The sequence below is a fragment of the Catenovulum sediminis genome (assembly GCF_007289895.1).
In the GTDB taxonomy this organism is placed as follows: Bacteria; Pseudomonadota; Gammaproteobacteria; order Enterobacterales; family Alteromonadaceae; genus Catenovulum; species Catenovulum sediminis.
This window is the reverse complement of the sequence record NZ_CP041660.1, coordinates 2,449,095-2,471,550: the sequence shown is the minus strand read 5'-3', so window position 1 is coordinate 2,471,550 and position 22,456 is coordinate 2,449,095. Positions and strand designations below refer to the sequence as shown.

Below are 22,456 nucleotides of genomic sequence, written 5' to 3'. Positions count from 1 at the left end.
CCCTTAATTATTAGTTGCCACACTGCATATTACAGTAGAAGGTTTTTTGTGAGTCCCAAGGTTTGCTCGCCTCGGTGCATTCGTAGGTAATGGTTGTGCCCATATAACTCCAATACGCATAACAGATTGGTTCACTGCCACCCGTATCTCCAAAATCATCATCATTTGATGCATCATCATCTACACCATTTTGCACGCGTATGCGATTGCCCGCTGCATCCATGTCGTAGTCTTTGTTGCCATTAATGTTGTCGGTTAAAAAGGTTAAGCGCCCCAGTGCATCATAGGTATATCTCACCACCACAGCAGCACTGTCTAAACGAATTTGGTCTATCGCCATATCTCCACGGTATCCACCCGCTGCCGTTGCAATAAAACGCACTTTTTTGTCGGTTGGAAAAGCTGAAATATCTAGGGCTTTACGTGTCCATGCATCGTTTATGCTAGTGTGTCTTTGCCCGCTAATTGACCAAATTTCTTGCCAACTGCTGCCATCCCATACAGCAACCGCTAACGTGCCCATTTCAATACCATACATGTGGTAATAAAATGACAATGTGGTTGCTGTGGTTGTTTGTGATTCAAGCATAGCCATATCACCATTGTAATAAGCAGAGCCTGATGATGTTTCTAAATAAACATAATAGGCTGTGCCTTCTGCGCCACCCGACGGGCCAGTATTTGAAGAAGAGGTTGTACCAGAGCGGCGGGTAAAACTTTTAAGCGAGCTGCCTTGAACGACAAAAAAATCCCCCCAGTTTGATTCAAAGTTGGTGAGTTCTGCCGCATAAACATTGGTTGGTAAAACAAGTGCAACTAACAGTATCTTTAATACGCTTTTATAAATATGTTTCATAAGCTGTCTCCATCTTGAGAATCAATTTGTGAACATAAATATTCAGCAGCCTGCTCTACTGACCATACTTGATTAAAATGACATAAATTAACGGCTTTAGCTTTGGCAAAAACGCATATCGCGTCTGCTTCTATATTAACAAACCCTTTTGAACCATCTGCACATTTAACTTTATAAACTTCAGGTTTGACATGTTTAATATATTTTACATTATCAGGGGGGGGTAATTTCAGACTCTGCATAAGCAACAGATGAGATGCTTATACCTAACATGATTAAAGGTAATTTGAATTTCATATTTCAATCCGTGACCTTGAGTAAGCGCTTACAACAAAACACTAAAAAAACAATTAAAACGAGATGAATTTAAGATAAAAGAGTGGGATAAATCCATTTTATAAAAAATCCATAACATTTATGCGACTTCTGGTTAACCAGATAACGACGCATTATATGAATTAAAGACAACGTGTCAACTTTTAAAGACAAGAATTACAACAACTGACAGGGCAAAATCACTCGAATGATTTTTAACCAAATATAAGTTTCTGCCTGATATCGTCTGACCATGCAGCTTGTTTGAGCTTACCCTTTACACTATCTTTTATCGAGCTTAGACGGGCTAAATTCATAGCAAAACGTCTAAAAGTCGCCATATTTTCAGGGGCATCACCGCGACGAATTCTCGATTCATCTTCTTTGAATGTCATATCCAATACCCAATGTGATGAATTTTCAATTGCCCAGTGGCTTCTTATCGTTTTTGCAATCTGTGGTAAATTAACATCGAGTGAACTGATGTAATATGCCGTCTCTGAGCTTTGATTACCGTTTAAATAACGCACTCTTGTAACTTCTATTACTGAGCGTAAATTTGCCCAACCTTTTCTTTGTTCTAGCCATGATGACACGGGTAATTGAACATATGTACGCTGTTCAATTCGACCATGTCCATCGTTTGTTGTCGAATGCGTATGTGATGCAATTAACTCTTTATTATCTCTGCGCACTTTATGAAAGTAAGCTTTAATTTCGTCAGATAATTTACTTTGGTTATTTTTAACCTGTAGCACATAATCACCGCCTTTTTTGTCAATTGCTGTCGCTACTTTTTTAAGGCAATGCATTGCATCCGCGGTGATGATATTTCCTTTTATTTCGAGTAATTCAATGAGTTCCATGACTGTGGATACCTCATTCTTCTTCCCCAAGGATTTACATTGAGCTAAAACGAGTCCTTGCTCTACAGCATAAGCTGACACGCTGTGAATTGCCGTTTTTCGGTCACCATCAAATGAATGCCTAAGTGTTTTTCCGTCAAAATTAATAACTGATTGACCTTGGCTACTTCGTATTTCATTTACCCAACTTACAAAGCAAGTTAAGAGTGCTGATCTGATCCAATACTTTTGGACACCACGCTAAGTGAGTAAAATGACTTAACGAGGTGAATATGACAACTAAAAAGATCCGCAAGACTTACACCGCTGAATTTAAAGCAGAAGCCCTGAAACTAGCTGAACGAGTTGGTGTTGCTGAAGCGGCTAGGCAACTTAAAATCTATGAATCGCAACTCTATAGCTGGCGAACTGCCACTGTGAAAAAGTCCACAATTAGCCAACGCGAATCCGAGCTTGCAGCTGAAGTTGCTAGGTTAAAACGCCAATTGGCTGATCAAGCCGAGGATTTAGCCATCCTAAAAAAGGCGGCCACCTACTTCGCGAAGAATCAAAAATAAGCCGATTCGAATTTATGCTAGAACATCAGCACCAGTTTCGCCTAAAGTCAATGGCGACTGTGCTTGGTGTGACGCGAAGTGGGTATTATGCGTGGCGAAAGTCAAGCAAAGAGCCGAGTGCGCGATTACTCAAACAGCAAAGCCGTGATGAGCAAATCAAAGCTCTTTTTGTCCAGAGCAAAGAACGCTCCGGCGCTCGACGTATTCAAGTCGACCTCGCGGAAGATGGGAATTACGCAGACTTAAAAACGATTATGAACAGCATGAGTAGACAAAATTTAGTGGCAAAAGCAGCGCGTAAATTCAAGACAACCACTGACAGCGATCACCAGCTTCCTGTAGCGCCAAACCTGTTGGAGCAGAACTTCGATGCCACGGGCCCTAACCAAAAATGGGTCGGTGATATCACCTACCTGATGACAAGTGAAGGTTGGTTATATCTGGCAGTGATTATCGATTTGTATTCACGTACTGTCATTGGCTGGTCGATGAGTAATCGAATGACGGCTCAGTTGGCTTGTGACGCGTTGACTATGGCACTGTATCGTCGTGGTTTTCCAAAAAAAGTAATCGTCCATAGTGATAGGGGCAGCCAGTATTGTTCTCATGCGTATCGAGATCTGATTAAAAAACATCAGCTTATCCAAAGCATGAGCCGCAAAGCTTGCTGCTGGGACAACGCTTGTGCAGAGAGTTTCTTCCATTCACTGAAGGTTGAAGCTATTCAATACGAGCCAATCATGGACCGCGAAACCATGAAACAAGCTGTTTTTGAGTACATTGAAGTTGATTATAACAAAACAAGAAGGCATAGTTCACTCGGCTATTTAAGCCCAGAGAATTTTGAATTGAAAAATAATGCTTAGTTAAGTGTCCAGAGTTAGCGGATCAGATCATGCTGTTGGTTCTAATGTACTGATTATTCTAGCAATGGTATCGTCAACTGGAATACCATTTTCAAACCGTCTGAATTTACGTAACCAATCTATTTTATTGTCACCAAACTGCTTAATGTCTTTCCAACCTTCTGCTCCTGATAGAATTGCAACAACGGTGAGAAAGATGACATCAAGTAACTCGTGCTTTTTATTGATATGTGAACGCGTATCTTCAAGTGTTTCAAAATGGTCTATAAATGACATGGCTCTAGCCCAAAAAACTAGATTTGATCATACTTTGAGGCTATTTAGCAACTAAAGTATGATCTTGCCCTGCACTTGCCAGTTTTTAGTTTGATGATTTAAACCGCCGGCTTGCTGGTAAACCGTCTGCAGGTACCCTTGCTCACGCATGCTTTTCAAGCCCGTTTGTAGCGCGTTAAATATGCGCTCACCCTGCGGATGATTTTTAGACACTACAAAATGACGACTGCCACGCAACTGTACTTTAAATTGAGTGAGCGGCAATAAAGTGCCTTTCGGCGTCCTAATAGCCAAACTCTCATTTGCTGGAAAAGGTGCCAGCAGAATATCTGATTGTTGGCTAAAAAGGTGACTCAACATCGCCCCCCAAGAAGATTGCATATATATGTTTTTTAAACCAAGTTCGTGTAGAGTTACAATATCCGGTTGCCAGTCAGACGCCACGACGGCTTTAAGCTCACTAACCCGATGGGGTAAATAACGTTGCAGATGCGCAACCTTTTCTTCGGTGGTATACAAGCCAGCGAAATTTTCATTCTTGTCCAACACGGGTGATGATATAAAAACTTGCTCTTCCATCTCTTTGGCTTGGAAATGCCATACGGTATCTGCCGCCAAAGCTGAAAGCCCTTGTTGTAACATAACCCATCGCCGGTTTGCATAAAAACCAGATGAGAAACGAAAATGATATTTTTCACCCGATAAAGCAATAGCCTGCTGCAAAATGACAGCATCAACAACATCTCTGCGCGCAAACTCGTTTTTAAAATTACGAATAGATAAGGGGTTGCGATGTTTTACAAAACGCAGGTAATCTCGATACACATCTTGCTCAATGGTTAAATCAATAACCAATCGAGTCGTTTCATTTTCGAGTTTATCCGTATTTGCCAGTGTATTAAAATGGATGCTAATGGATAAAACCGCTAAGGCAAACAATAAAGCAAACAATATTGGACGCATCTGAAGTGTTCCCAGCATATTATATCTCTCACGGAGACCTTAAAAGTGATATCCCAACCTTAGCCAGTACAACGGGTTTTCATCAATACCAACTGCCTGTGCTGCAACAAATTGATTAAAAATATGACTCCCAGCTTCTATGCGCCAATGCGCGTTAAAATCAAATCTGCCCTCTAATTTTACAAACAAATCATCTGTATTTAAGCTTTTAAACAAAACTGCCGAGAAAGTAAATGCGCTCGGCAACGCCAATTCGCGATACACCAGCCCTAACCAAGAGCGATTATTGTCAGCCTCATTAGACATATAAATTTGCGTCGTAAACATCGCTTTACCCGCAGCAACAGATTGACGCAATCCTAAAGATGCACTTTGATTGGTTTCTGCTGGTAAAATTTGCTGATTAAACTCAAAAAATACATGAGTAGATTGAAAATTCCAACCTAAACTCAGCCCATAAGCCTGTATAGGTAAAATTTGCTCGACTGTTTCAAATGCTCGAAATAAGGATGTTTTTTGCCCGCCTTTGTATGCAAACGCGGCCCAATCCCAATTTTTTTGCTGACCTTTAATTTGCAGCATATATTCATTTTCTTGTGAAAGATTTGCATCTGATGCAGGTATCCAGGCCAGTTCGATAGACACAGGATGCTTGCCCGTTGCAGTACCCAAACTATGCCAACTATTCCACGCTAAAACAACAGCATCTATTGTTGCTGGGATATCAGCTTCACTGCGCCCAGCAAAAAACGAATACCAGTCTTTAGCAACAAAATCATTTACATAAAAAAATTCAGACTTCCCCCACTCCAAGGTTTGTCGTCCTGCAGTTACGGTTAGATTATGATTAAGTTCGATTGCTAAAAATAACTCACACCAGTCTTTACTGGTTTCATCGAGAGTTGAGTCAAAAAAAACTTCGGCGCAAATGCTGGCGTCAACCTGAGCGCCATCAAGATACACATTTAATTCACCACGTTTATCATTGAGTTGATGATTATTGTAGGCAAATTCAGCAAACCCGCTATTATTTATACTAAATTTTCCTGCGCTACTTTCATGCGCTTCTGAAAAACGTGCAGATGAGGCTGACGAATGATTACAAAGAGTGCAAAGAGTAAAAAACCCCAAAACAAACAAATAATTGTTTAATGCGTTTGAATGCATAACCATATAATAAGAATCCACAACACTGTAACTAGTACAAGTATAAGCACAAACCACAGCGTGCGCGCGGTTTCACTTCTCAAATTATCTTTTAATTGTTTATACATTATGATCAGTACTTGCCCTTCCCTTTTAGTTGAGATACCTTATTGCAAAATTATTAGTGTCGTAATTTGGTAACTTTCAGATATCCGCGCTAGACTCTTTATATTCGTGAAACGTTTTACAGTTCCACCTGCAGGAAGGGAGAACAATCCTTGTTTGAAAATAGCAATCTGACTTATTCAGTAAATAACAGTACTATTACTTTACGTGATGACAAAAAAGAATTGTTATTGGTCACGCCGCCACAATTTAAAAATATTTATGTGACACGTTACTCTGTCGAGCTGACTGATATGCAACCTGAAAAACGGCCACATATAAAAAATGTTTTTCTACATGAAGTATTCAAAAGAGATAAAACATTTTTCTTTGTCAAAGCGGGTGAGACTGAATACCAAGTTGATCTTAAATATATCGACAATCCCATCACAGCAATGAAATTTTAAACAGATAGCTGCATTGTATGGAATGGTTGGCCGAGCATAAAGTTTATCTGAACATCGTATTTCTGGTGTTGGCGTTTATTAGCTTTTTATTGCTAATACGTCCGTTATTGTTGTGGTATTTTGGCCAAAGCCAAACCGAAAAGCGGATTAACGCTTTACAACAACAACTTGATCAGCAAAACGAGGCGTTAGAAAAAATCTTAAAAGACATCAAATCACCTGCTACCAATGGCATCGAACGAAATAAAGCCTTACCGCCACCAACAGCGACTGTAACGGCCATCACACAAGCAAACAAACAAGTAGATGCGGCAGATGATGCAGCCCAAAAAGTAGAATCAAAAGGAAATGCGGGCCGACAAGAACCCACCATTCGCCTTGATTAAACTTTTTGAATTGCGAACTGACAATAAAGTAACCAAGAATAAAGCAACTAATAAAAAAACACCGAATCAATATTCGGTGTTTTAGGTTATCGTAATACAAGTTGCTAACTATCTGATCAATCCAGATTGATTACTTGCTCAGATGTATCACCATTCAGATTATCTATTGTTACCCTGATCGTACCTTGTAACCCATCAGCAATCAGTGCTTCTTCAATTTTAGCTCGATAAGGCGGTGTAAAATCTTCGGCAGCTAACTGAAACTGGCCGTTTTGATCTTTGTACTCAGTCGTTACTTTAAGTAGTGGCAATGCACTGGTTAATCCAGATAGCTGATATTGCACATCTAAAAACTCTGGTGAACGGCTATCAGTCTGTGCGGTGAACGAAGCCAAAGTAGCCCCCTCTGCCGACTCGACTGCACTACCTGCTTTGTAAATAACAAAGCTTAGTGGAGCAACCTGAATTTCAATTTTTCCATTATTGGCCTTTAAAGGAGAATGATCCCCATAAATATTCTGATAGCTATTTGCCGTCGCGGCTAATTCAACGGTTTTTGCGGTCTTGGCCGCATTAAACGCCAACAGATATTCTACTTTTTCATCTTTATCAACTCGCGAGAATGCGTAAATACCAGACTTTTGCTCTGCATAACGATTAAAATGAATACCACGACGCAGCGCTTTGTGCGATTTATAGATGTCAGCAAACTCGGCTAATGCTAGATAAATTGGATGTGTTTGATCAAAATTATCGTCCGCCGTTGTTTTATCAGTGCCCAGCAAGTTGTTGTCATTGTAGCTGTCGGTTACCGATGGCATCATATCTTCCCGCGCATCTTGATCATTACCATCCCCGGTAAAACCTTGTTCATCACCATAATAAACAACAGGGATACCGCGAGAGAAATACATTAATGCGTGCGTTAAAATACTTCTTTGTGTTTTTTCTGCTTCACTGGCCTGTGGGAAATTTTTGTTTAAAAATAAGCCGACACGCCCCATATCATGATTACCAATAAAGGTTAGTAGTAAATCCGCTGCACTATCTGCATCATTGTAATAATCATCGTCATCGAATAATTTAACCAGTTTTGTCGGGCTTTCTGTATTTGCAAAAACAGCATCAGCGTTGCCCTGAAAACCAAAATCAAGAATCGCAGGCATTTTTCCAAGCGTGGTGAATCGGCTTAAAAACGCAGGGTCTCCATCATAGACTTCACCAAACACGTGAAAATTTGGGATACCTTGATCTTTCGCATGTTGCATAATGGCCGGCGAAAATGCTTGCCAAAAAGATAAATCGACGTGTTTTACAGTATCGATTCTAAAACCATCTGGTTTGAATTTTGTGATGATATCTTTATATATATCAATAAAACCTTGTACAACCTTAGGGTCACGAGTATTTAAATCATCTAAACCGGCAAAGTCGCCATTAATCGCACTTTCACCGTGCCATTCGCTGTCACCCTGATTGTTGTAATATTTAGGATCGTTCAACCATGCCGGTACTTTAACCTCTTTCTGCTCTGGCGGAACAAAAGGCGTATAAGTATCCCCGGCGGCTAATTGTTCCATGTACTTATATTTACAGTTGTAATTATCTTTATCCTTGTGGCTGCCATCCTCATTATGGCATTCTTCGTAACGAATGATATCAGCCGTGTGGTTGGTAATAATGTCAAAAAAGACTTTCATCCCCATGCTATGTGCGGTGTCAATTAAGTCTTTTAAATCATCATTGCTGCCAAAATGCGGGTCTAGTTGGGTAAAGTCTACAATCCAATAACCATGATATCCCGAACTGCTGCCTTGCATCGCTCGGTTTCTCAAAATCGGAGTCATCCAAATTGCAGTAATCCCCATTTCTTTTAAATATGGCAATTTTTGTTTTAAACCGGGTAAATCGCCACCATGGAAATAGCCTTTGTGTGTTGGGTCAAAACCACCGCGAGAAATGGCATGTACTTCCGAGCCTTGATCGTTGCTGGGATCGCCGTTTGCAAATCTATCCGGTAAGACAAAATAAAAAATATCATCCCGCACATCGCGGTTCAAATAATCGGCGTAAATGTCTGCAGATGAAGTACTTTTATCTGTCGCAGCGGATTGAGTTGCAGACTTTGATGTAGAGTTTGCTGCGTTTTGTGTCGTGCTATTTTGATTAGTATCTTGGCACGCTGCGATGTTGATAAACGTAGCAGCTGCTAAAATAGTTTGTGTAATTTTATTGAACGAAGTCATAGCTGAATAACCCTAGTAGAATGTTATTCAGATGTTATAGACTTTTTCTGCTGTTTTACAACTACATACGTATGCAGCATTCAATCAAATGCTGCATACTAAGTTATACAGGTTAAATTAAGCTTTCAGCTTCCAGTTAATGGTTTGCCCTGCATAAAATGGCACGATTGGGTTACCATTCGGTAAGATGATTTGTTCGGGTATTTGCCAACTTTCTTTAACCAAAGTAATCGTCCCTTTGTTACGTGGTAGACCATAAAAATCGGCACCATGTAAACTTGCAAAACCTTCAAACTTATCTAACGCGTCTAACTCGTCAAATACTTGCGCATACAACTCAATTGCACTCCAAGCACTATAACATCCCGCACAACCACAAGCTGATTCTTTGCGATGTTTTTCGTGTGGCGCTGAGTCTGTTCCTAAAAAGAATTTTTTAGATCCGGTTTTAACCACATCACGCAATGCTTGTTGATGAGTACTGCGTTTTAACACGGGTAAACAATAGTTATGTGGTTTTACACCGCCTACCAATAAATCGTTTCTATTGAGTAGCAAATGTTGAGGGGTAATCGTTGCCGCTAGCCTATCAGGCCCTTGCATTACAAAATCAGCGGCATCTTTGGTGGTGATGTGTTCAAACACCACTTTGAGATTTTCAACTTTTTCAACAATTTTTGATAAGTGTTCGTCAATAAAGGCTTTTTCACGGTCGAAAATATCAACTTCTGAGCGAGTCACTTCACCATGCACTAATAATAGTATCCCTTCTTCCGCCATAGCTTCAAAAACCGGGTACATAGCTTCCAGCGCACTGACGGCTGCAGATGAATTGGTAGTTGCACCCGCGGGATATAATTTGCAGGCAATAATGCCAGCCGCTTTTGCAGCTTTAATATCTTCGATGCTGGTATCATTGGTTAAAAATAACGTCATAAGGGGTTCAAATGAACTCTTTTCTGGCTTAGCCGCCAAAATGCGGGATTTATACTCCAATGCCATTTGTGCCGTTGTGACGGGGGGGACTAAGTTAGGCATGACAATCGCACGTTGAAAACATCGCGCAGTTGCCGGTACAGTTTCCGGCAACATGTCGCCATCACGAAAGTGTAAGTGCCAGTCGTCAGGCGTTTGAATCGTTAATTCAGTCATAATAAAACCTTTTGCGGATAATCTGTCTATTATGCCGCATTATTAGGTATTTTTTAATCCTAAAATGTTTAGGGCGTGTTTTTTCTCCAATGCTTTTTTCGCAAATGGCTTTTTCAGATCTTCTAACACAACATATAAACAAGGGATTAAAATCAGAGTAATAAAAGTGGCAAATAAAACACCAAACGCCAGTGATACGGCCATGGGAATAACGATTTTAGCCTGTAAACTGGTTTCCATAATAATTGGAATTAAGCCAATAAATGTGGTTAAGGAGGTCAACATTATCGCTCTAAAACGCCGCCCACCCGATTGCACCACAGCCTCTTTTAGCGCCATACCTTTTTCTCTGGCTTTGTTGACAAAATCCACCATCACGAGTGAATCATTTATCACCACCCCAGATGCGGCAATAATACCAAAGACAGACTGGCTGCTGAGATCCATGCCTAAAATCATATGCCCCAACATCGCACCAATCACACCAAAGGGGATCACTGTCATGATTAAAACAGGCTGAGAATAGGATTTAAGTGGGATCGCCAGCAATGCATATATCACTAACATAGATAAGATAAAGTTACGGATTTGGTCATTCATGCTTTGCATTTCTTCTTGAATGCTACCCGCCAGCTCGCTTTGTACCTTTGGATATTTGCGTAACATTTCAGGCAGATACTGCTTACTGATTTCATCTGCTATTTTAAACGACTCAGCAACTGCACTATCTACATTAGCCCACACAACAAGTGTTCTATTGCCGTTTTCACGCCGGATAGAGTTAACGCCATCGACGATGTCTACATCCGCTAATTGCGACAAGGGGACTTCGCCGCCCTGCGGTGTTCTGACTAAAACTTCGTATATTTGGCTAACTGCTTTTCGCTCTGCTTCTGGATACCGCAACATCACGCGAATTTCGTCACCATTTCTTAAAATGCGCTGGGCTTCCATTCCGTACAAGGCAAAACTAACTTGTGATGCAACATCAGATAAAGTTAATCCCATACTGTAGGCTAAAGGTTTTAAATTAAACTGAATTTCATTGGTAGATGCTTGCCAACTGTCGTTTATTTCACTGACACCAGCAAGTGTGCTTAATTTGTCTTTTAACTCGTCACCTGCAGCACGTAATTGCGCGCCGTCAGTACTAATCAACCTAAAACTTATATCGCCATCATCCATCCCCCGCCAAATAAATTATCACGCACGGTGAGGGTTTTCATTCCAGGAATATCCGGCATCTGTTCGCGCCACTGAGCGGATAGTTTAAAAGGGTCGATTGGACGGATTTCCGGGTCAACCAGCTTCACCTGAATATTAGCGCTGGTGCGTCCACGCAAGTCCACCTGCATTTGGCCTATCATACCTTGCCCGTTGTTTTCCTCTTTAACCTGCTCATCTACACGATACAACATGCTTTCGATTGATTTAGCCGCGCGCAATGTATCTTGCTCAGAGGTTTCAGCATTCATTTCTAGGGTAATAGTTGGAAAATCATGTGGGATTTCAGGTGTGCCTAAAAAGCGGATTATGCCCCCCTGAAATAAACCAATGCTGACCAATAAAATACTGACAAATACAGCAACAACACTATATCGATGGACGACCGCCATTTTGATAAACGGCAAATAGTATTTTTCAATAAATTGCTTTAGCCCTTTATCGATATATTTTCGACAATAATCAAAAGGGTTATATTTATTGTTGGATTTTGGTTTCATATTGGCTAAATGCGCTGGTAGTATCAGCTTAGACTCTACCAATGAAAACAATAAACATAAGATCACGACAAAACCAATTGCCTGCGAAAATGCCTTGCTGGGGCCGTCATCCATAATCATAGGCACAAAAGCGGCAACTGTAGTTAAGACGCCAAACGTTGCTGGTATTGCAACTCGCTGCGCGCCGCGGATAACGTTATCCAGCGTTGAACCTTTTTGCTCTGTTTCTGATTGAATACTTTCACCAATGACAATGGCATCATCCACCACTACGCCTAATACCAGAATAAAACCAAATAAACTGACCACATTGATTGTCACGTCAATCGCACTGGTTGGTAAAAATAATAACGCACCTAAAAAACTGATGGGTAATCCCATCATCACCCAAAACGCCAATCGCAATCTCAGTGTCAACCCTAAAATCAAAAACACCAATATCCCACCGGTTAACATATTACTGAGCATCATGTTTAGCCTGCCATCTAGGTAATAGGTTAAATCAACCCAGGGTTCGAGATGAACTGAGTGCGGCAAGGATTTACGCTTTTCTTCGATATAGCGGTTAATGGTATTGGCTACATCACCAATATTTTGATCCGGTGATGCGCCAACAAACAAAGTAACTGAGTTTTGGTTGTTAAATTTAGAATATTGAATGCCTTCGACAAAACCGTCTTTAACGGTCGCAACATCGCCAAGCAAAATTTGGCTACCATCCGCCAAATTTATCAAAGGCAACTGTTCAAATTCGCTACCGGTATACGCCTGGTTTTCAACCCGAACAGAAACATAACCGCTCTCGGTTCTGATTTGTCCAGCCGAGCGGTTAGCCGAAAAACCTCTAATTGCATTGGCAACTTTCTGAAAAGTAAGCCCATACTCACGTAACTTATCCTGACTGACTTCAACTGAAATTTCGTAGTCTAAACCACTATAATATTCGGTAATATTAATACCGGGTAAATTTTGAATTTCATCATGTATCGTGCGGCCAAGCTCTTTAAGTTGTTTGTTAGATAAATCACCGTACAAACTGATATACATGACTTCCTGTCGGTATTTGGCACGACGAATAATGGGTCGCTCCATACCATCTGGGAAACTGGAAACAGAATCGACTTGCAGTTTGACTTCGTCCATTACGTCTTGCGAGTCATAACCATCATCCACTTCAATGGCGAAATGAGAATGACCGCGATTGGAAAATGAAATGACCCGTTTGAGTCCTTGAATTGACTCTAGTGCTTCTTCTATTTTAATCGTGATGCCTTCACTGACTTCCTGTGGTGCGGCGCCGGGATAGGAGGTATCAATATTAATCCAGTTAATTTCAAACTGTGGAAACATTTGTTTATTGATAGTTAAGGAGGTTAATAGCCCTCCTATCAAAATAAATACCATCAATAAATTCGCTGCCACACTATTGCGGGCAAACCATGCGATGATACCTTTCTTGGTATCTAATTCAGGCGATTGCATCTATCTTAATCCTTTTGTGCAAGTACAGTATCTGCGTCAGATTGCTCTTTTGATTCTTGCAGCTCATTACCGGTTGACAATTTCATCCCTTCTACTGGGTATTGCAATGCGGACACAATAATTCTGTCACCTTCAAATAATCCATTGGTGACGATTGCCTGACCATCTTCAACTCGCAGAATATCAACCGAACGATATGCCAGTTGATCGTTTGCATCTAATATTGCAACTTGACCATCTTTGATTAAATGCCGCGCCAAAATGCTGGCATTCTCGACGGTTTGGCCGTGAATTTTCGCAACCGCATAAGAACCAAATTCCAAGCTGCTCTTCGAGCTTTTCAGCGCATATGGATCATCCACTTGAGCCACTAAGTATTGCATCCTGCTTTGACTATTTTTAATGCCCTCAGAGCGCACAATCGTGGCATCGAAGGTTTGTAATTGACCACCAGACTCCGCTTCCAATACAACTTGTGCTGAGACGCCTTTTTGCTGTAAAAATTTAAGTTGAGATTCAGCGATCGGCAGACGGATTTCAGCATTTTCAGTTGCATAAATCTCGCCGATTTGACTACCGGTTGATAAAAAACTGCCAGGACTGATATTGCGACTGGCGACAATCGCATCAAACGGGGCTATTATTTTTGTTCTTTGTAAATCCCGTTCTGCTTTTTGCACAGCCGCTTTTGCTGCTTTAACTTGTGCTAAAGCTTGCGCTAGTTGCGGTTTACGCAAAGCCAACGATGAAGGTTCAAGATCTTGAATTTGCTGCCATTCAACTTTTGCGACTTGTCCTTGTGCTTTTTCTTGTTCTAACAGCGCCTGTGCAGAAGCTAAACTGGCCTGCGCCTGCGTCAGCGCAACTTGATAATCACTCGGGTCAATTTGTGCCAAAGTTTGCCCTTTTTGAACAAATCCACCTTTTTCAAATCGTGCATCTAACTCGACAATAATGCCACTGACCTGAGCCACCAGCACAGTTTCAAATTTAGGTTTCACTTCGCCTTGTGAACGCACATAAATTTGTTTGTTTTGGGGGTGGTTTACTTTTACCTCGACCCAAGGAATGTTTTGTTCAGTTGGCTTTTCTTCTGGTGGTTTTTTCATACTGGCAAAAGCGGCCATTATCGCTATGCCACTCGCCAATATGACAATGGGTAATAGAACCCTTTTGTTGAGGAATTTGTCCATTAATTTTACGCCTCACGCGCTCCGCTTGATTTTGAGTGTCTGAGAAATTGAGTTTCTGAGAGTTCGAGTGTAGCCAAGGTTACCGAAAACGGTTTCAATAGTCACTTACTCTGTTGTGATTCAATTTGACAAAATACAGCAGATTAGTTCAAATTAATGGACAATTTTTATTTATCTATATCTTGATTGGTTAAGAGCCGGTACCACCTACAACTAATTCATCTACTTTTACGGTAGGCTGCCCAACGCCAACAGGTACACTTTGCCCGTCTTTTCCGCAAACGCCGACACCCATATCTAGCTTTAAGTCATTGCCAACCATAGACACTTGTTGCATCGCTTGCGGCCCGTTACCAATTAAAGTTGCGCCTTTAATCGGTGCGGTAATTTTACCGTTCTCAATCAGGTAAGCTTCAGAGCTAGAAAAAACAAATTTACCTGAAGTAATATCCACTTGCCCACCGCCAAAGTTTGGCGCATAAATGCCTTTTTTCACTGAAGCTATAATTTCTTCTGGTTCACTTTCACCGGGTAACATATAAGTATTCGTCATGCGCGGCATTGGCAGGTGTGCGTAACTTTCTCGACGTCCGTTACCCGTAGGTTTAACCCCCATGAGTCGCGCATTCATTTTGTCTTGCATATAGCCTTTCAAAACGCCTTTTTCTATTAAAACGTTATAACTCCCCGCAACCCCTTCATCATCGACATTCATCGAACCACGGCGATTAGCAAGCGTCCCGTCATCGACAATTGTACACAGACTGGATGCGACAGATTGCCCCATTTTACCAGAGTATGCGGATGCGTTTTTACGGTTAAAGTCGCCTTCTAAACCGTGTCCGACCGCTTCATGCAATAATACTCCAGGCCAGCCTGCACCGAGTACCACCGGCATGGTGCCGGCGGGTGCATCGATTGCTTCAAGATTAATTAATGCTTGTCTAACCGCTTGTTTAGCATATTCTTTATAACGGATTTCACCTTCATATAACTCATAAAAGTAGCTATAGTCGGTGCGTCCGCCTCCGCCACTTGATCCACTTTCACGACGACCGTTTGATTCGACTAAAACGGTACAATTTAAGCGTACTAAAGGTCGATGATCTGTCGCTAATGTACCATCGCTCGCCACAATCAGCACTTCTTCATAAACTGCTGACAAGCTGGCAATCACCTGATTCACTCTCGGATCTTGTGCACGCGCGAAATGCTCCATATCTTTCAACAAACTGACCTTCTGTTCAGGTGTCAAACTACTAAAAGGGTTTTCTCCCTGATAAACAATCGGTGCGTTGACCTGAGTTAAAACTGGCACTGAAAAATCTTGCTGACTTTGAGTTATTCCACGCGCCGCTTCTGCCGCGTTGTGTAAGGCTTTGGGGTTAATTTCATCAGAATAAGCGAAACCTGTTTTTTCTCCTTGTACCGCTCTTACCCCAACGCCGCGTTCAATATTAAAAGACGCATCTCTGACAATACCATCTTCTAGTACCCATGACTCGTGTTGACTTGCCTGAAAAAACAAATCTGCGTAGTCGAGTTTGCGCTGGTGCATAAAAGACAAAGTGTTATGCAATTGCTCTAAATCGAGCCCTTCATTCGTCAATAAATTTTCGGTAATTTGTTTCATTCGCTCTACTTAAAATAATTTGCGATGCTGCAAGTTGGGCATTTTACTGCGCACTTGTCGAACACGGTCTAAGTCTATTTTACTCTGTAAATAGCCTTTTTGTTCAGAATGTTGGTGGACGATCTCTCCCCAAGGATCCACCACAACAGAGCGTCCCCAAGTTTGGCGACCATTTGGATGCGTACCGGTTTGGTTAGGTGCGACCACAAAACATTGATTTTCAATTGCCCGTGCCCGCATCAAAACTTGCCAATGAGCTTGCCCCGTCACGTAAGTAAATGCGCTTGGTACACATATGATCTCGGCCCCTTCAGCTTGCAGCTTGCGATATAGTTCAGGAAAACGAACATCATAACATATACTCAAGCCAATTTTTGCAAATGGCGTTTCCACTACGGTGATACTGCTGCCGGCTTGTGTGGTGGCACTTTCTCGGTATTGACCCGTCGCATCAGCCACATCCACATCAAACAGATGCATTTTATTGTACCTTGCCTGACACTGACCTTCTGGTGAAAACAGTAAACTGCTGGCGTACACGAGTTCTGAATCCTTAATTTTTAGCGGCATACTGCCGGCAACAATCCAGAGGTTAAATTTACGTGCCTGATGGGCAATAAAGTCCTGAATCGGTCCATTTCCGTAATCTTCAGCAATTCTGGCCTGCTCATTTTCAGCCCCACCAAAACATGCAAAACATTCTGGCAATACAACTAAGCAGTTTTCTGTTGTCTGCAATCTAGAAAACCGTTCACTTAACCATAACAAGTTCTCTTCTACTTTAGGGGTGGAACTCATTTGCATGGTGACAACAGATAAATTCATTTTTTACCTCACTGAATTGCGATTTTGTTGCTGCGGGCTTCGGTTATTGCGTTGACCGATTTCTTTTCATGCGAGTTTGTTCAGCTTTATTTAATTTCACTTCTTTACTCTGTCTACCGGTTTCAACCACTTTTGGTTCATCAATTGTGCCACTTATTTGAAATTCGATTTGTGATATCACATCAGCGGACTCAATTACTTGATCTATCGCCAGCGCCGCAATGCCTGTTACTGGGTTGACCATCCAAGCGATTAGAATAGGCAAACTGGACGTTACTTTAGGGCTAAATTTAATACGGTAATCCAGTGTTTGGGTAACCAAATTCGTTTGCCCTTTTACTTCCATATTTCCAGCTACACCATCCATCACGGTGTTATCTGTATAAGCGATACCTTTGTTTAATTTAATATCACCCTTCATTTGATTGTAGAACAAGCCTTTGCTAAATACATCCCGAAAGTCGAGTTTTAACTTACGGACCAGTGAATCTAAACTTAACAAACTGAGTATTCTGGCACCTTTATCAGACACTTCAGTCAGATATCCTTCGCCCAGTTGCCATCGCACCGTGCCATTAAGATGGTCATTTGCAAGTTCTAATGGGGATGTTGCCCAGTTAAATGCAAAATCAGCATCGACACTGGAATCTCGGATTGCAGAGCTCAACTGGTAATCACGTAACCACAAGCCAAAATCTGAACTTATCACTTTTCCTTTCAGTCGTGTGGTACTGTTATTTTTAGCATCCAAGCGCCACAAACCGGTCGCATCTACTTTATGCTCGCGATAACGCATATTGAAATTTTTCAACAGTAAATCTTGCGGTGATGTTTTAACAATCTCTAGATCGACCTGCCCCAAGTTTTTACTTTCGTATTGGCAATTTTGGCAGCTAAATTTGATCGCTGGGATGTTATCGAAAATTTCCCGCATTTCAGCGCTGCTATAGCTGTTTTTCTGCACCGAGCTTGTCGCCAAATAAGGCTTAATCATAAAGCGCTGTGCGTCAATTTGCATACCCTGTTTCATTAAATCATCGGTAAATTTGATATCACCCACAAATTCATCAGCTAGGATATTGGCCAGCCATTTTTGCTGATTGCGATTAATGTCGAAGTTAACATTATGCCAGCGCAGCGGTCCCACCGACATTTCAGAGATTAAACCTCGAATTCGCTTGGGTAGCTCAATAACGCTTTGCCCGGCTGCTGGGCGGGTCGCGACGTCTTTTTGCACGTCACTGATGACCTTCAAATACTCGGCAAAATCAGCTTGAGGCAAATGCACTGAGATATTAAATCCTGTTGCAGGTGGCGATAATACCTCTTCTCCGAGCACTAAATACGCGCGGGTTAATTGCCCCATTTCATGCGGTAAATAACCATTAAAGCTCAATTCATCACCTGAATCTAACTTGATATTTGAGCTCTCCTCATCGCCGATCATAGTCAGATTTGTGATGCGTAAATGCTCTGCTTTTTTGTCTAGGGGTTTGGGTAATTGCAGACTAACCCCATGTAGGTCACTGGCAACGTCTAAACGATAAGAAAAACCTTTTTCCGGTAATTTGATTGCCAGATGGCCATCGACCTCGGCACTGCCTTTAATTCGGTCGGCAAGTTGCAAAAAGCCACTTTGCGTCAATATTGCATCAATAGGCCAGCGTCCACGAATATCTAAATCAACTTGATATTCTTGCGCTTTTTGTTGTCCATGCAAATCAATTTGGTAGGGCACTGGCCCCCAATCAAATGTCATTTTTCGCGCTTTAAGACGGTCCATATCAAATTCCAGCAAGCCATTGACATGCTCAAACTCAAAACCAGTTGCGGCCACCACGACTGAATTGCCGTCAAACAAAACTTCGCCGCTTGCGCTTAGATCCTTCGAACGCATCAGTGGGATATCCACCTTAATTTGACTACTCAGCGGGCCATGCACAATAAGCTGCTCTAGCGCTTTACCGACAGAGTTCGCCAAACTGCTTTGCTGCATGATTTGGGTCACTGCAGGTGCTTGTCCTTTAGCCTTGATATCCAAACTCAAAGTTAAATCCGGATCGAGCAAATCAGGGATTGAAGCGGCTAACTCAACCAATTCGGCATCCAGTAATTTTCCAGTTGAACTATGAATGTGCAAACCCTGATTTAATATCTGCAAGGTCAAGTCGACGTCATCCACTTTAGGCCAGTCGGGTTGAAACTTAAAGTCAGCATCTTTAATTTCGAGATTTATATGCGCTAAACCTTGCTGACGCAGAAAGGGGTAATCTTGCAATGCGCCCTGAAAAATAGCTTTGCCTGATTCCAATTGCCCTGAGTTTAAAGCACTCATTAAATATCGATATGTTTGCTCCCCCAGTAACTTTTCTGGTAACAATTGTTTAACTCGCTTAACTGGCATGCCAGTTAAATTCAGAACCAACGAGAGCTGAGTATCATCCGCTAAATTAGGATATAACGCGAAAGCAGCATCAATATTCTGGTCTGCAAAACGCAAATTCAGTTTAGGTGTCTTTAACTGCCAATCGGTTAAATTACGCTGTCTATCGGTTTGCCAATATAAGGTGTTTTGCATCGAAAATGAGAAAGCTTCAATTTCCTGTCCATAGGCAGTTGGCCATTGCAAAGTCTGCTCCGGCGCTTGCCATTGCATGTGGATGATACCGGGTGCGGATAAAATTTCAGCTTGCACGTTTTGCGCTGAAGGTAATTCGGCAAAGGCTTGCCAACTCAGCTCTGCCAACTGTCCACGCAATGCCCATTTATCAGCGGAAGCATATTCTAGATGAAAATTTTCAACGGCTGGCTCTCCCTCGACCGCCCGCACAAAGTGAGCTACCTTAGCGGGTAATTGCATCAATGAAACAATCGATTTAACAGGTGCTAAATTAATTCTAGGTGTATAGATTTGCCAGTTTCCTGCAAATTTTTGCGCATGAATATCAAAATTGCCCCACAGGTTATTTTCATGTGCCAAACTTAAATCATCCATATAAAAATGTGGGATGCTTTGTGCCAAGTCCGCTTGTAAGCGCCCACTGACCAACTCTAATTTACGTAAGGTATTGCCGGTATACCAAGTTAGTTCACTGGGATCTAAATTAAATAAAAACGATTGAAATTCGCTTTTTTCAATATCCAACCATGCTTCAAATTTTAATTTGCTCTGTAAATTTCTGGCTTTGTCAGTCACGTATGGTCGCAACCAAGGCGCTAAATCAATACCGTCTGATTTAACGTAAAACTGACCATTGTATTTATCGTCTCCCTGATCCTGTAAATCTAAAATAAAAGCCAGGGTATCTTCTTCGATCCCTTCAAGCGAAAACTCGCCGACGCCTTGGTGATCGGATTGACGGTTAAACCATTTGAGCTGATGAACTCGAATTTGATGCGCAGCCCCATCTGTTGTAACAATGGTGATATAGCTATTTTGCACATCAAAACGTTGGAATTGATTGAGGAAAATATCTCTGAAAAGTTCAAGCACTTTAATTTCAGCGCCACTTTGCTCAGCCGCCTGCAATTGCGCAACATCAATTAAAACCTCAACCCCATCTAATACGAAGTTACGCACAACGGGTGCGCGCTGCAGAAAAGATTGCCAAAAATCAAGCTCAAGGTCTACTTGTTCAATAGAGACCATAACAGGCGAGTTAGTTTGCTCCGCCACAATAAACTCAAACCCTTGCAAACTAATGACCGGTCCGGCGCCTCGCCAATCTGCGGCGAGTTGCTGAATATTAACTGGCTGATTAAATTGTTCGGTAAACCAGTGCGCTATATCGTCTTTAAAGTGGCTTGCATAAGGTAGTCCGACGCGCACCGCACTCAAAATTAAGGCGGTTGTAACGAGCACGATTGCAATGCTCAACCACAATTTTCTAATCAGTTCGGCCAGAAAACCTTTAACAGTCACTAAATCATCACCACGTCATACTGCTCTTGTCCATAGAGCGGCTCACCCTGTACTTTTATTTGTTTTGAAATAAACATTTCTAACTCAGCCAGTGCATGAGATTCTTCGCTGAGCATATACTCACATACAGGTGGCGAAGCATAAACAATAAACCGATCTGCATCATAGGCGCGGTTTACCCGCACAACCTCACGTAAAATTTCATAACAAACCGTTTCCGCCGTTTTTAAACTGCCACGCCCCTGGCAACATGGGCAAGCATCACACAAGATATGTTCTAAACTTTCTCGTGTTCGTTTGCGCGTCATTTCAACTAAACCAAGGGCAGAAAAACCATGCACATTACATTTAGTTCTGTCATGCGATAAGGCTAACTCTAAACTATGTAAAACCCGACGTTTATGATCTTCACTATTCATATCAATAAAGTCGATAATAATAATACCACCTAAATTTCGCAGCCTAAGCTGACGTGCAATAGCCTGTGTGGCCTCAATGTTGGTATTAAAAATAGTATCTTCTAAATTTCGGTGTCCAACAAAAGCGCCGGTATTAATATCAATAGTGGTCATCGCCTCAGTTTGGTCGATAATTAAATAACCACCGGATTTAAGTTGTACTTTACGCTCTAAAGCGCGCTGAGTTTCGTTTTCAACGTCAAATAGATCAAATATTGGCCGTTCACCTGGATAATATTCCATTGCCTTTTTAAGATTTGGCACAAACTCGGTTACAAATTCAAACAATTGATCATATGCAAGTCGAGAGTCGACTCGTATTCGCTCGGGTTCAGTCCCAACAAAGTCGCGCAATATCCTAAACGCCAAGGTTAAATCTTCATATAAACACCTTATTTTACCGCTTTGCTTTTTACGTTTTAGAATTTTGTTCCAGACACGTCGTAAAAAAAGGGCATCTTGTTCCAGTTCTTCTAAGTCTGCACCTTCTGCCGCAGTACGAACAATATAACTACCATTTTCATCTGCAAACTTGCTGACAGATTCTTTTAATCTTTCGCGCTCATCTGCACTTTCAATACGCTGTGAAACACCAACATGTTCGGCACCCGGCATAAACACCAAATATCGCGACGGAATTGTAATGTCAGTAGTCAGTCTAGCTCCCTTGGTGCCAAGTGGATCTTTTACCACTTGTACAACGATATCTTGTCCTTCCTTGACTAAGTCTTTGATGTCTCTGATAGGTAAATTTTCATTGAGCAGGGCTTGCTCATCTTTAACTTCTTCATGCACGGTAATGTCTGAGGCATGCAAAAACGCGGCTTTTTCTAATCCAATATCAATAAACGCCGCTTGCATACCGGGCAACACTCTGCTGACCTTGCCACAATATATATTACCGACTAATCCTCTATTTCCTTGCCGCTCTATATGAACTTCCTGCAAACTGCCATTTTCGACAACCGCCACACGCGTTTCTGTTGGCGTTACATTAATTAACAGTTCTGCACTCATA

General features: G+C 41.6%; 14 protein-coding genes and 3 pseudogenes. 3 read left to right on the top strand and 14 right to left on the bottom strand.

Going from position 1 to position 22,456, the window contains the following annotated elements:
* Positions 1–10: 10 nt before the first annotated feature.
* The 3 genes and pseudogenes from FNT16_RS10185 to FNT16_RS10175 form a co-directional block, all read right to left on the bottom strand.
* Positions 11–856, bottom strand: coding sequence for a hypothetical protein (locus FNT16_RS10185; protein ID WP_143871485.1), 846 nt, complete (start codon positions 854–856; stop codon positions 11–13).
* A complete protein-coding gene (locus FNT16_RS10180) occupies positions 853–1,098 on the bottom strand; it encodes a hypothetical protein (RefSeq protein WP_143871484.1) in 246 nt (81 codons plus the stop codon). Before FNT16_RS10180 ends, FNT16_RS10185 begins: the two co-directional genes overlap by 4 nt.
* Before the next feature lie 288 nt (positions 1,099–1,386).
* Positions 1,387–2,250: pseudogene (locus FNT16_RS10175) on the bottom strand (ISAs1 family transposase); the annotation flags it as partial.
* A gap of 59 nt (positions 2,251–2,309) precedes the next feature.
* Between FNT16_RS10175 and FNT16_RS10170 the strand changes: the two are divergent.
* Positions 2,310–3,460 (top strand): IS3 family transposase gene (locus FNT16_RS10170; protein WP_143871483.1). Its coding sequence is split into 2 segments (ribosomal slippage): positions 2,310–2,553 and positions 2,553–3,460, totalling 1,152 coding nucleotides; the frame shifts between segments, so codons are not numbered across the junction.
* Between the two features lie 30 nt (positions 3,461–3,490).
* Here the strand turns inward: FNT16_RS10170 and FNT16_RS10165 are convergent.
* From FNT16_RS10165 to FNT16_RS10155, 3 genes and pseudogenes are all read right to left on the bottom strand, one after another.
* Positions 3,491–3,736: pseudogene (locus FNT16_RS10165) on the bottom strand (transposase family protein); the annotation flags it as partial.
* A gap of 51 nt (positions 3,737–3,787) precedes the next feature.
* A complete protein-coding gene (locus FNT16_RS10160; RefSeq protein WP_185976567.1) occupies positions 3,788–4,717 on the bottom strand; it encodes a hypothetical protein in 930 nt (309 codons plus the stop codon).
* A gap of 21 nt (positions 4,718–4,738) precedes the next feature.
* Positions 4,739–5,872 (bottom strand): hypothetical protein, encoded by a 1,134-nt coding sequence (locus tag FNT16_RS10155; RefSeq protein WP_143871481.1) that lies wholly within the window; start codon positions 5,870–5,872, stop codon positions 4,739–4,741.
* Positions 5,873–6,123: 251 nt separating this feature from the next.
* Here FNT16_RS10155 and FNT16_RS10150 point away from each other — a divergent pair, with 251 nt between their 5' ends.
* Positions 6,124–6,417, top strand: coding sequence for a hypothetical protein (locus FNT16_RS10150; RefSeq protein WP_143871480.1), 294 nt, complete (start codon positions 6,124–6,126; stop codon positions 6,415–6,417).
* Between the two features lie 17 nt (positions 6,418–6,434).
* Positions 6,435–6,803, top strand: coding sequence for a hypothetical protein (locus FNT16_RS10145; RefSeq protein WP_143871479.1), 369 nt, complete (start codon positions 6,435–6,437; stop codon positions 6,801–6,803).
* A 116-nt stretch (positions 6,804–6,919) separates the two neighbouring features.
* Here FNT16_RS10145 and FNT16_RS10140 read toward each other — a convergent pair whose 3' ends face one another.
* The 8 genes and pseudogenes from FNT16_RS10140 to rng form a co-directional block, all read right to left on the bottom strand.
* Positions 6,920–9,049 carry an alpha-amylase family glycosyl hydrolase gene (locus FNT16_RS10140; RefSeq protein ID WP_143871478.1) on the bottom strand — a complete coding sequence of 710 codons (2,130 nt, stop codon included), beginning with the start codon at positions 9,047–9,049 and terminating at the stop codon, positions 6,920–6,922.
* Positions 9,050–9,166: 117 nt separating this feature from the next.
* The gene (gene pyrC, locus FNT16_RS10135) at positions 9,167–10,201 is read right to left on the bottom strand and encodes a dihydroorotase (RefSeq protein ID WP_143871477.1); all 1,035 of its coding nucleotides are present in this window, start codon (positions 10,199–10,201) and stop codon (positions 9,167–9,169) included.
* A 42-nt stretch (positions 10,202–10,243) separates the two neighbouring features.
* Positions 10,244–13,407: pseudogene (locus FNT16_RS10130) on the bottom strand (efflux RND transporter permease subunit).
* Positions 13,408–13,412: 5 nt separating this feature from the next.
* On the bottom strand, positions 13,413–14,600 hold the full coding sequence (locus FNT16_RS10125) for an efflux RND transporter periplasmic adaptor subunit (RefSeq protein WP_143871476.1): 1,188 nt from the start codon (positions 14,598–14,600) through the stop codon (positions 13,413–13,415).
* A 190-nt stretch (positions 14,601–14,790) separates the two neighbouring features.
* Positions 14,791–16,233, bottom strand: a complete 1,443-nt coding sequence (tldD, locus tag FNT16_RS10120; RefSeq protein ID WP_143871475.1) for a metalloprotease TldD — start codon at positions 16,231–16,233, stop codon at positions 14,791–14,793.
* Between the two features lie 9 nt (positions 16,234–16,242).
* Positions 16,243–17,058 (bottom strand): carbon-nitrogen hydrolase family protein, encoded by an 816-nt coding sequence (locus FNT16_RS10115; protein ID WP_143871474.1) that lies wholly within the window; start codon positions 17,056–17,058, stop codon positions 16,243–16,245.
* A gap of 43 nt (positions 17,059–17,101) precedes the next feature.
* Complete coding sequence (locus FNT16_RS10110) at positions 17,102–20,980, bottom strand: YhdP family protein (protein WP_143871473.1); 3,879 nt, start codon at positions 20,978–20,980, stop codon at positions 17,102–17,104.
* Complete coding sequence (rng, locus tag FNT16_RS10105) at positions 20,980–22,455, bottom strand: ribonuclease G (protein ID WP_143871472.1); 1,476 nt, start codon at positions 22,453–22,455, stop codon at positions 20,980–20,982. The genes FNT16_RS10110 and rng overlap by 1 nt, the downstream gene beginning before the upstream one ends.
* Between the last annotated feature and the right edge of the window lies 1 nt (position 22,456).